Source organism: Magnetococcus sp. PR-3 (assembly GCF_036689865.1).
Classification (GTDB): domain Bacteria; phylum Pseudomonadota; class Magnetococcia; order Magnetococcales; family Magnetococcaceae; genus Magnetococcus.
The window spans coordinates 26,877-38,391 of sequence record NZ_JBAHUQ010000045.1 but is presented as its reverse complement, the minus strand read 5'-3'; the positions used below and the strand labels follow the sequence as shown (position 1 = coordinate 38,391).

Genomic DNA, 11,515 nt, shown 5'->3' with positions numbered 1-11,515 from the left:
AAACCAAACAACATACCTTACTGTATCCATCCATAAAGGCAGACCATGCGCATTTTTTTGCGTCTGGTTGGTTCTTGGGATGTGCCCCCCTAAACAGAGAAAAAGCCGGTGACCATTGGTCATCGGCTTTTTCTCTGTTGGGTAGACCATGTGCTTCGCAAAGCAAGCTGAGGATGCCTACTTTTATCTGTAAAACAGCCCTATGTTATTGACCAAATGACAGCCCTGCATAACACCATGCGTTGCGAAACAACCCATCTCCCTTCAGCATGAGAGAGGGGTTACACCCGAGTTCAGCCCCCACCCCCCATAAGAACCTTAAACACCATCAGGTGCTGCCCTGGCGTTCACCAGCAGCCACTGCTCTTACACCCACTCAGCACCCTTATTTTTTTAACCTGGTATGCGGTTGATGGTTAGGCAGGATCAAGGAAATGTTACAGGTTGAAGGAGAGACATCCCCTATGTTGAAACACGTACCCTAGTTCAACTTCTCTGCAAAAGGTAGCGAAGAGAGTAAGAAGGTAAAAGTACCTAAAAGCCAGTGCACCAAGGAGACCCCAAGAAGATTGTTATGTCGTTTAAAAATATAGCCAAAAAAGATACCAGAGAACACCGTCATACCAACCATAGCAGCCCCATAAGGGATGTGGGCCACCCCAAAGATGAAAGAAGACAAAATGATGGCTTTCCAGCTCTTCTTTTCACCAAACACCCGTTGCATGGTGTTTTGAAAAACCCCACGAGCAAGAAACTCCTGGGCATAACTGTGGACAAAATAGAAAAGTGTGACAGGGTGCCCAATAAAGATATGATGCACAATTCCTGACATAGTGGTGGTGGTTTTTGGCATCAGGCCCAGGTAGGCTGCCAAGTAGAGCACATTTAGCCCAACAAACATGACCCCAAAACTGATCAAAAGCCCCTCTATTACCGAACGCTTCCAGTTGGTCAGCGTCACCCCAAAAGAGGCCCAAGGCTCTCCCGAGCGGGTGGTAAAATAGAGCACAGGCAATACAATTAACACCACAAAAAGCCACGTAAATGTGGTGCTATAAACATCCACATCCTTGAAGATGCCCTGTAACATACTAAACAGCACCAGCACACTGGAATAAGAGGCGATAACCGTTATCAGAAAACGGTTGATGTACTCTTTTTCTTGGTGCAACACCAACTCTTTTTCCAGGATCTCAGAATAGGCGATATCCGTACTTCTTAACCTGGCCGTACCGGTGAGTGATAAATTTCTATAGAGGGTCTGGATCATGCTCTTGGTGCAAACATCATCATCCAGAAAGCGTTTTCTTAGGGTGTAGAGTTTAAGATCTGTTTTGGCCCTAATTGCTGTGGAACGTGGCGAACCATCAAGAAAAGAGAGCTCACCAAAGTGCGAACCTTGGGGGAGTTCCGCAATCACATGCGCTTTGGAACCCGAGTTTTTCAACACCTCAACACTGCCCGACTCTATTAAATAGAGCTCGCGTCCATCACTACCCTCCGCAAAAACAATCTCACCACTCTTGTAGGTTTGGCAGGGCATAAGCGGGATAAGCTTGGCCAGATCTTCCTCTTTAACATCACGGAACAGGGAGTAATGGCTAAAAAAGGTGGTATCGGGTGTTGTCATAGAATCGATCCATCAACTCGATCTCGTTTTTTGGAGATGAGATAGTAAAGAAAAAGCATCATCAACAGCATCCCCAGGACCATAAACGGTATATTCCAAGGCCAAGGGGGGAGAATATCCAGAGTGGTCGCTTCCTCTGGCTTTTGCGCGATAAAGAGATAGTTACTATCCAACAGAAGGTTAACTCTGCTGACCAACAGCATGTAGAGAATACCCACAACAGACACCCGGATTAATGCGCGCCACGTTGGACGAAAACACTCGACCACACTCATATAGACTGCAGCCACGATGATCATGCCATGGGAGATAAAAAACTGATAAAAAAGTGCATGTTGGGCGCCGTAACGACCCATAGCTGGCGTCAATAAAGCTAAGATGGCCCCACTGATACCAATAAAATAGACCAGCTCATAGAGCCGCTGGCTTTTTGTAAGTAGCATGAAAACACTAAGAATAACGGCAACACTACAAAAGTGGAGAGGTAACATGGTTTGTACCTTCCACTGGCCAGCCCCCCACACCCAAACATGCCAGAACAGCTCATTGGCTATCAGTAATGCAGCAAAACCATAACGCACATAGATCCGCAGGTGTGAGGGAATGTTCCCTCCCCAGGATATCAAACCCACCAGGATTAAAGAGATAACCCCCAACATGGTCAGGTGTGCCCAGCCAAATAGCTGGAACGCCGGACCATGATAATCCACCGAAAAGAAAGCACTCATCGTATAGGATCATTTAAAGGTATAAATGCCACTTTTACCACAAGCCTTTTTGACGTGTAACCAACAGAAAAAAACAAGGATTAAACAAGCCTCTGATGCGCAAGGCATCCTACCAAATGGTTACCATATTTACAAAACAATAGAGCTCATACTGATCGTAAGCATAAGGAATGACCCTCCCCTACTTTAGCCCAACCACAGCATACAAACTTAGGAACCTTCACCTGTGGCCAAATAGTTTGTCAGGGCCTCCAACGTGGCATATGTCTGCAACAGGCTTGGATCTAGATCCCGCCCCAACCACTCTTCAAGATCACCTGTTAAAATCACCACAGATGCAGAGTCCAAACCATATTCTGTAAAAGGTCTTTGTGGTTCAATATCATCGGGGGCAATGTGCAGGGTACCCTCAAGATAGTCACTGATCCAGCGTTGTATCTGGTCGGCATTGGGGGTAGAGGTCTGTTGAGTCATTGATTTCTCACGATTATTAAGGTGAATAGCTTGTGGCCATGGACAAGAAGCACTCGCAACCGACCTAACCAAGGTTCGGTCGGAGCTGAACCGTCACATCAGGACTTGATGCCAGCAAAGAGGGGGTGCTAATGGGACCATGGGGACAGCACGGATGGATGCGAAGCAGCACCTTTTGAGCTGAAGCTACAGCCACCGCTAGGGTCCAGGGGGCCTGCCCCACCTGCAACAAGACAAAACGCCAAGCCTCTCGCTGGGCCTGTGTCATCTCACTCTGTGCTGAAATGGTGGTTACGAGCGTTTGACCCTTAATCTGAAAGGAAAAAAGATCCAGCCCTCCCCTTAGACCACCCCCCGTTGCTTTCAGTGCAGCCTCTTTCAAGGTCCAAAATTTGAGAAAACTGGCCACCTGTAAGGCCGGGTCTAAACCAGCAACCACGGCTGCCTCAGCGGGGGCAAAAAACCGCTTGGCCAACATTTCTACACGGGGAATGCGCCGATCCTGTTCCACATCGACCCCCACAGCCACCTCACGGGTAATACCACAACAGGCAAAATGGCCAGTATGGGAGAGGTTAAAGCGGAGTGGTTGAATCTCTGTGTGGATATGGTGGTCAATTTCAGGACGACCATCTCGGTTCGAGATAAACCTCCACTGCTCGGGGCTTATGTTAGCATGACGCGACAGTGAGCGGCGTAGGAGCACATGGGCCGCTCGGAACAGCCTCTTATCACTGACGCGTACATACCGCATAATCCGGTCCTGCTCCGTAGCATCCAGTACTTCATCCTGCCTAGCAAGCGCCTCTATATTGGCCTGTCCTGCAACCCAATAGAGGTCTACCTCTACCTCACCCATGAGAAAGTCCCTGGTACTAGGGTTTAACCGTTCTTATCAGCACACCATCACGGAGTTGGTGCTGCCCTCTATAGACGTAGTGGCTGTAGCTGGAAAGGTCGGTAAATACCTGAGCAACGGTCGTCTCTACCCGATGGAAGGCAACTCGAATTTTGGTCACTTGCCGTTGATCTTGTTTTAATACAAACAGATCACCCTGCCCCCCATGAATCGCCGCCAGCGCTGCAAGAGGTATGGGATAGATCCCCTGCTCTTTCACAGCCCGTAGATCTAACTGAGCTTGTACCTGTAGCCCAGAGCGAAAAAATGCGCTTTTCTCCAGTATGCTCACTTTCAGGTCAAAATGTCCGTCACCCAACGGCTGACTCATAGCCCCCTGGTACACTTTGCCGGTGAAGCGCTCATGAGGATGGGCTGGAAAATGCAGTTTAACCGGAGCTTTGACATCCACTTTAGACATCTGATGCGCCGGAACCCGCAAGGTAACCAGCCAAGGTTCATGATCAGCCTTAAAGTCCAAAATGGGGGTCGTGGTGGTAACCGGCTGAGCATGGTCCACATGGCGATACAAAACACGCCCTGCCGCCGGTGCGCGCAAGCTATGGCGCTTTAACCGTTCCTGGGCTTGCTCCAGCGCATTTTCAGCTCGTGAGAGTTGAACCTTTGCCGTATCAAAGCGCTTTTTAGAGGCAACCTTATGGCTAGAGAGCGCCTGCATACGGCTGAGTTCTTTACGATTAAATTCAACCTCCAGCCGGTGCCGTTCAATCTCCTTTTTGATGAAAAAGGCATCCAGACTAGCCAACAGACTGTATTTTTTTACCTTTTGGCCACTCTTAACCTTGGGTTTAAGCATCAAACCATCGGTTAAAAAATAGAGCTTCTGTGGGGTTACTTCTAACCGACCAAAAACCTGTACCTGGGTTTTATGACCACCCAGACTAAGTGCACGTAACTCTACCGGGAACGCGTCTGCCCCATAAACGGAGCCGTGCCAAAACAGACCCAGCAGGAGAGCTACAGAACAGAGTATATGATTCAAAAAAGGCTTCATTTAGATTTATCCTCTGTGCCACGATCCATACCGGTAGCTGAAAGAGGTTCCACACCTTCAGGAACAGCGGTCGTGCGAGAAAACATGACAAAGAGCACCGGCACTAAAAAGAGAATCAGGAAGGTTGAACTCATCAGTCCGCCAATAATAACAATGGCCATGGATTTAAACATGCTGGTGCCCATGGCCAGGGGAATCATACCCGCAATGGTGGTTACCGAGGTCAGCAATACGGGCATAAAACGTTTACAAGCCCCCTCTTCGGCCACCTGGGCCAGTGGCATACTGGGCTGATGCCTTCTTATTCGGCTGCTCTCTTCCACCAACAAAATAGAGTCATTAACCACAATCCCCATTAAACTGGTCATCCCCAGGGCAGCGATAAAGGATAAACTTTCTCCACTATAAAACAGCGCAAACAACGACCCCATAATACAGAACGGTATGGCAGACAACACCACAAAGGGCAGAGAGAAAGAGCGAAATAGAAACACAAAGACAGAGAAGATCAAGGCCACCACTAAGCCAATTTTTTGTCCTAAACCCTGGAAGTCCTCCTGGCTCTCTTTTAACGCCCCCCCTAACTGAGGGGTAATCCCCTTCGAAGGAGGCGCTTTTTGCACCACATGTTTCAACAAATCCTTGGAAAAAGCAGCCGCATCCGCACCCTCTTTTAACCAGATATCGATCTCAACAATTGGGTGTGTATTCAGGTGTCGAATATCCCCTTGGCTCTGTGCAAAGCGCAGTGCCAAAACCTCATTAGCCGGAACAGCATCCCCTTTTTTATTGATCAACTCCAACCCATCCAAGACACGCCAAGGATCCTCTTTAGGGGCCTCTACTTTGAGTACAATGGGGTATTCATCATTATTGACCGTCCGAAAACGATCAATCTCCCAACCATAGGTGAGCATGGTTGAAAGCGCTTCCACATCGGGCTTACCAATGCCCAGGGACCAAGCCTGTTTCTCCAAAAAGAGGGTTTGCAACATCTCATGCAGGGGTTTGGCCGGATTAACCATAAACGTGACATCTGAATGGCTTTTGATAATGGGGTCTATTCGTCGCCCATATTCCGCCAGCTCCTCATAGTTATCCCCATGTATTTCCAAGGTAAACGTAGATTTCTTCTTACCTGCACTGGCGACATCAAAGAGGGAAAGGTTAATTTTTCCAAACAGACTAAGATCCGCAAAGGAAGCCCGCAATCGATCCTTTAGATCAATTAAAGCCCCCTCCTCATGCAGCGAAGTTTTGACCAAGTAGACACTATCACCAGCAGCATCCAACCCTAAACTTACCCAAGGAAATTGAGCCCCCAACATAGCGGCAAAGGATTCAATCTCTTCAAACCGATCCAGTCTCTGCTCAATTTGTTGTGCCAACGCCTCACGATCATCCACTGTACTACCAGGAGACATGGTGATGTTGATGGAAAGATAGGGATCACCAGAGTGCGGAAACAACTTAAACGGTAAGGTGGTACTCAACTGCAGTGAATAGAACAGCAGCCCCATAAATAGGGGTAGCACCAACCAACGCCACCCCAGGGCAAAGCGAATGAGGCTACGATAGACACGATCCCGAAATGGGATCAGCATATTCAAAAAACTGGGTGGGCTAGGTATACCCAGCAGTGTGCTGCGTGTACCCAGAGTCCCTAACATAAGGGTGGTGATGGTTACGGCCACAAATAGAGAGGCAAAGAGGCAAAGCCAGATCGTCACCGACAAGCTGCGTAGGTAAACACTGACGTAAGAGTCCAACAAAAAAACTGGCGAGAAGGCCAACATAGTGGTCAGGGTTGAAGAAAACAGCGGTGAGATGGCCGAACTGGTCCCAGCAATGGCAGCATTTTTATCGCTATAGCCATGGTAGGTCGTGAGAATATAAGCATTTTCGGTCACCACAATACCGTTATCAACAATCAACCCCAAAGCAATGATAAACCCTGCAATGCTGACCTGTTGAATACCGTAGGGGGTGAAGGAGAGCAGCATCAATGCCGCCAATAGGGAAAGGGGTACCACAGATCCAATAATCAGGGTCGAGCGAATGCCAACCGCAAAGAGCAAAACGCCAATTAAAATTACCGTACCTTGAAGAATATTCCCCAATAAATTGGAGATGGTACGACCAACCTCCTGACTCTGATCAAAAATCAATGCGACATCAATGGAGGGTGGCAGGGTAGATTGCACCTGCTTGAGTACCGACTCTACCTGATTTTTCAGCACCAACATGTTGCTATCCGGGTTTGCCCCAGCCCGCACAAACACCGTTAATGCAGCATCGGTTTTAGCCCGAAAATCCTGATTTTTCGGCTGTTTGCTAATAACCGCAAAATCCCCCAATGACACCACCTGCCCCGATGCAGTCACCACATGAGTTTTGTAAAAGTCCTCGACGTTTTGATAGCTGCGGGCAGGCCCCATAAACCGGTAGGACTTCTCAGAAATACGCAGTTCACCACTGGGCTGGTAGGCATTATCGGCACGTACCGCAGCTCGCACATCTTCCGTTGTTACCCCCAGATTACGCATTTTTACCGGATCTACCGCGATAACAATATTCTGTTCCGCTTGGATCACTTTAACGTGGTTGAGATCTGCAATATGGCGAAGCTGCTTGGCAACCTGACGGGACCAATGCGTCAATTCATCTTGAGATTCTGTATCCGAGGAGACCCCCACCAAAAATGGCACCAGTAGATCGGAGAACCGTACTTTTTGTAAAAAATATTCAAGCTTGCTCGGTAACGTGGTGCGGATGTTACTGATCAGCGAATCGACCTCCTGCCGACGCTCACTCAGATCTACCCCAAACTTAAACTCCAGGTTGACCTTGGCACGATTGTAGGAGATATGGGTGGTGATTTTTCTTATATCGGTCAGAGATCGGAATGTTTTTTCAATGGGTTGTACAACATTTTGTTGGATCTCCGACGGCGAGGCCCCCGCCAAGATAAAATGAGCCTCAAGGATGGGAATATCTACCTCAGGGTCCTGAGCTACCCGAACATTAAAAAAGGAGAGCACCCCAAACACCACGACAACCAGCCCAATCATGAGGGTAAAATGCTGGTTTTCTACAAGAAGCGTCACAAAACGATGTAATAGGCCATGCTCTTGATCGGGTTGTGACTGATTCATGATTTGATTTCTATTCATGCGGCCCAGCTCTTTAGATAGGCCATAAATGGAGCCTCAATCGGCGCCGATATTCTTACATAAAGTGAGGTATTTGCCCAGGTTGTAAACCCTACCCTACCTCTCTTTCCCTGGTTTTGACCCACTGACGCCCTTCATAGTCCACCACCACCAAAGGGTCATCCAAACCATACTTGTCCATAAAGTCATGTACAGCTTTACTCGTCCCTTCCCAGTAACCATAATCATCAAACTGGATAATCCCCCCTATACTGACACGGTCATAGAGAGATTCCAGCGTGATCATAATACTGTCGTACCAATCCCCATCAACATGAAGCAGAGCAATCTGCTCAACCTTTGCGGTCGGCAAGGTCTCATCGAACAGACCTTTAACAAACTCGGTACGTTCGCCAATCTCCAACCGTGAAAAAAGTGCCTTTACCTGGCCAAGCTCCCCTTGGAAATCCCCCGTGTAGTGCTGAGCTATCTCCAGATCGGGATCGTTTTGTGTTGGTGCAGGGATACCTTCATAGGAGTCAAAAAGCCACAACGAGCGCTCTGATCCCACTGTTTTCAGGGTCAACCCCAGCAGGGCTGCACTGCCACCTCGGGCTGTACCACACTCAACCACATCCCCTTTAATTTTCTGTACTTCAATCTCATGCACAGCATCATACAACGCTTTTAAACGGGTATTGCAGCAATAGGTGTAACCATGCACTTTTCGATAAAAATGGGAAAATTCATTTTGGGCAATGCTACGCCAACATGCCCAGAAAAAATTTCTCCCACGGGATAGTTGAAAAGGCACATTGCTGGCCCGTCGTACAAACTCTTTAAACTCCATGCCACAACCTTTTTTAATAGCCACACTTAGTATGGAATTTTAAATGTAAAGCACCGGCGTGTTTAAGTGCATTGCGCATAATACGCCAGCAATCGATCCGTCGCAGCTTGCCAGCTTAGACTTACCAGTTGATCATCTTCTTGGGGTTGTTCTGTCATGGCATAGCGTAACTTAGCCTGAAAATCTTCGGCAGAAGTATAGAGAAGCGCATTCTTAAATGGGCGAAAAGATGCATTACTTGCACAATCAGGAATGATGACAAACTTACCATGGGCCAAAGCCTCTGCCGTGGTTGAGCAGTAACACTCACTTCGGGAGGTATTAATAAACAGCCTATAAGGAGCCAGATCCTCAGCAGGCTTGAGGGTGCTACCCTTAAAACAAAAAGTAATGTGCTTACTTTTGGCATAGGTTTCTATGGCATCCCTATCTTTGCCAAGTCCATAGAGATCCATCTGATCAATGTTAGAACCACAGAGCAGATCAACCAGCTCTCGAAATCCTTTTTCCCAAATGATCTTACCTATGAAATAGAGACCCTGACGTCCCTGCCCGACCTGCTGGTGCTCAAAAAATGAGGCCGATACCCCGCTGGAAATAAAATTCAACCCCTTTGGTATGGCCGGAACGCCCGCTCCTAACAGCAAAAGATCATCACAATAACGCTGCATTAACCAGCGGTTATAACGGTTTATCAACCAAGGAACCATACTGATAGCGGGTAGGGCCTGACGGATAAAAAAATCATAATTTGTCAATACGATACCGGTTATCCGCTTGGCCCTGGGCCGATAGTCGTTCCAGGGATGTTTCCAATTAAGGTGTTCAGGCTCTTCCAGTATCAACCAATCACAGCTGCGTAACTGAGGGGCAATAGGAGCTGAGGGAAGGATAGAGCCCAAAGCCGCAAAATAGCGTGCGGGGTAGAAAACCAGCTGCAAATGACGACAATGAGGATCGGGCAACTGTTCTCGCAGGTAGCTCTCTTGACCCTGCGGCGTATCAAACACCTGATCATCCCCAAACAACAGAGCCTGCTCACCCTGACCAATCCAAGGGATATAGAGGGTAACATCCAACCCCCTTTGTGCCAGATGAAACGCCCGAAAAAAGGCTAAAATAGCCGTACCTGTACGCCACGGCAATGCTGCTGTAGCCACAATATTTATTTTTTTCAACACTTTAATTCAACCTTCACCAACGAACATAGAAGCACATAAAACCGTCACCTGCCTATATAATGGTGGACTTCATCTGTTCTAAGTTGGGACGCCGCTCATCTTCCGTCAGCAGGGGCGCAAAACGTCCCAGTTTTTCTTCAAATGCCTGTTGATAGAAATCCGGCAAACACGCTGAACGGCCTTCATGGAAAGCACGTAAAGCGGCATCTGTACGTAAACGATTCACCATCTCTTGATAGAACCCCTTAAAGACCTTTTCACCGAGGGTTCGTAGTTTATAGATATATTTATGTTTCCAGTTAGGCGCCAATGCCATACGTTTCTTTAAGATCTTGTCAGAACTAATCAGTGCCGATATCTCAAGCATTTTTTCATAAAACTCAAGAGGGGTATAATGTTTAAGAACCATCGACAGGTAGGGGGTTTGATAGAAGTTAAAGGGCAAGTCATTAAGCAACCGCCCTTCATGTTGCAGTTCATCAAACAGCGGTGTCCCCCCGTAGGGTGAGGGAATATTCACCGTGGGCCAAGCATGGGGTGCCTGCTGGATAAACGCTTTAGCCAAGGTCACAGGCAGCTCCCCCTCATCACTATCCAACCCAAAAATTAAGCTCGCCTGCATGACCAGATCTTTACCTTTAAACTGGTTAAAGATCTCTACCGTGTGGTTAAAGCGCTCCTGAGCATTGCTCTTTTTACCAAGCCCGCTTTTACTGAAATAGCTCCCCCACGACTCTACCCCTATCAGAAAAAATCGACAGTTGGTCTCATCCATACGTTGTATGCGCTCAGGCGTCAGAATGCTCTGAGAGCACTCCATCATATAGGGAACTCGATCTTCCTTAGGTATTGACTCCAACACTTCAAAAATACGTTCAAATTTTACAGCAAAATTAGGCTCCCAAAATGCCAGAACCGAGCCTTTTAAGTTTTTGGACAGAAAAGTCAAATCGGTTTTAAGACGTTCCAGGGGCAACAGGCGGTAGGGCCGATCCCAATCGGTACAAAAACTACAGGTGTAGGGGCAGCCCATACTGGATATGGTTGGAATGACCGTGACAAAACTCTTCCATCGATCAAAAAAGTGTGCCGAAGTTAAAATCTCTGGCATTCTCTGTTCAATGGTTGGAATGTCATTTAGCTCCTCTTTACTGGAGATATACCCACTGACCGCATCCCCCCCCTTAAGAATGTCTGTAATCAGTGCCTGATCACAGTTATCCACCACCACATCAAAAAATCTCAGACAGTCGACTGGGAAAGCCCGTGCATGGGGTCCACCAAAAACGGTTCGCACACCAGCCTTACGAAACTGTTTGGCCAAGGCGTAACAGACAGGGCTGTTAATGGTGGAACTGGAGATAAAAATAATATCCAGATCATCTGGAAAAGCATTTTCTATCTTGCCCACCCCATAGTAGGTCTTGTAGTAGGTTTGGTGCCCCAGTTGACGGCACCAAACAGCGATGGACTGGGGCATGACACTGGACATCTGTTTGGTGGTGGTGGTGTGGTAGACCCGATCCATCCAGTGCTGAATGGGTAGGTTCATGACTTCCAGAATTCCAACATTCATAGTGCAACTCG

The 11,515-nt window shown here is 47.7% G+C and carries 9 protein-coding genes; all 9 read right to left on the bottom strand.

Annotated elements, in window-relative coordinates:
• Positions 1 to 481: 481 nt before the first annotated feature.
• A complete protein-coding gene (locus V5T57_RS19240; RefSeq protein WP_332892889.1) occupies positions 482 to 1,630 on the bottom strand; it encodes a cyclic nucleotide-binding domain-containing protein in 1,149 nt (382 codons plus the stop codon).
• Positions 1,627 to 2,358 (bottom strand): YwaF family protein, encoded by a 732-nt coding sequence (locus V5T57_RS19235; RefSeq protein WP_332892888.1) that lies wholly within the window; start codon positions 2,356 to 2,358, stop codon positions 1,627 to 1,629. The genes V5T57_RS19240 and V5T57_RS19235 overlap by 4 nt, the downstream gene beginning before the upstream one ends.
• Before the next feature lie 210 nt (positions 2,359 to 2,568).
• Positions 2,569 to 2,832 (bottom strand): acyl carrier protein, encoded by a 264-nt coding sequence (locus tag V5T57_RS19230; RefSeq protein ID WP_332892887.1) that lies wholly within the window; start codon positions 2,830 to 2,832, stop codon positions 2,569 to 2,571.
• A 64-nt stretch (positions 2,833 to 2,896) separates the two neighbouring features.
• The gene (locus V5T57_RS19225) at positions 2,897 to 3,691 is read right to left on the bottom strand and encodes a 4'-phosphopantetheinyl transferase family protein (protein ID WP_332892886.1); all 795 of its coding nucleotides are present in this window, start codon (positions 3,689 to 3,691) and stop codon (positions 2,897 to 2,899) included.
• Between the two features lie 16 nt (positions 3,692 to 3,707).
• Complete coding sequence (locus V5T57_RS19220; RefSeq protein WP_332892885.1) at positions 3,708 to 4,745, bottom strand: efflux RND transporter periplasmic adaptor subunit; 1,038 nt, start codon at positions 4,743 to 4,745, stop codon at positions 3,708 to 3,710.
• Positions 4,742 to 7,900, bottom strand: a complete 3,159-nt coding sequence (locus V5T57_RS19215) for an efflux RND transporter permease subunit (RefSeq protein WP_332892884.1) — start codon at positions 7,898 to 7,900, stop codon at positions 4,742 to 4,744. Before V5T57_RS19215 ends, V5T57_RS19220 begins: the two co-directional genes overlap by 4 nt.
• Before the next feature lie 109 nt (positions 7,901 to 8,009).
• A complete protein-coding gene (locus V5T57_RS19210) occupies positions 8,010 to 8,747 on the bottom strand; it encodes a TylF/MycF/NovP-related O-methyltransferase (protein WP_332892883.1) in 738 nt (245 codons plus the stop codon).
• Between the two features lie 62 nt (positions 8,748 to 8,809).
• Positions 8,810 to 9,928, bottom strand: a complete 1,119-nt coding sequence (locus V5T57_RS19205) for a hypothetical protein (protein WP_332892882.1) — start codon at positions 9,926 to 9,928, stop codon at positions 8,810 to 8,812.
• 52 nt (positions 9,929 to 9,980) lie between these two features.
• Entirely contained in the window at positions 9,981 to 11,504 is a 1,524-nt protein-coding gene (locus V5T57_RS19200) for a B12-binding domain-containing radical SAM protein (protein WP_332892881.1), read from the bottom strand.
• Between the last annotated feature and the right edge of the window lie 11 nt (positions 11,505 to 11,515).

What these genes read in the sequence shown, in the direction of transcription:
- V5T57_RS19240 (WP_332892889.1), bottom strand. Translation starts at nt 1,630, where the DNA reads ATGACAACACCCGATACCACCTTTTTTAGCCATTACTCCCTGTTCCGT.
- V5T57_RS19235 (WP_332892888.1), bottom strand. Translation starts at nt 2,358, where the DNA reads ATGAGTGCTTTCTTTTCGGTGGATTATCATGGTCCGGCGTTCCAGCTA.
- V5T57_RS19230 (WP_332892887.1), bottom strand. Translation starts at nt 2,832, where the DNA reads ATGACTCAACAGACCTCTACCCCCAATGCCGACCAGATACAACGCTGG.
- V5T57_RS19225 (WP_332892886.1), bottom strand. Translation starts at nt 3,691, where the DNA reads ATGGGTGAGGTAGAGGTAGACCTCTATTGGGTTGCAGGACAGGCCAAT.
- V5T57_RS19220 (WP_332892885.1), bottom strand. Translation starts at nt 4,745, where the DNA reads ATGAAGCCTTTTTTGAATCATATACTCTGTTCTGTAGCTCTCCTGCTG.
- V5T57_RS19215 (WP_332892884.1), bottom strand. Translation starts at nt 7,900, where the DNA reads ATGAATCAGTCACAACCCGATCAAGAGCATGGCCTATTACATCGTTTT.
- V5T57_RS19210 (WP_332892883.1), bottom strand. Translation starts at nt 8,747, where the DNA reads ATGGAGTTTAAAGAGTTTGTACGACGGGCCAGCAATGTGCCTTTTCAA.
- V5T57_RS19200 (WP_332892881.1), bottom strand. Translation starts at nt 11,504, where the DNA reads ATGAATGTTGGAATTCTGGAAGTCATGAACCTACCCATTCAGCACTGG.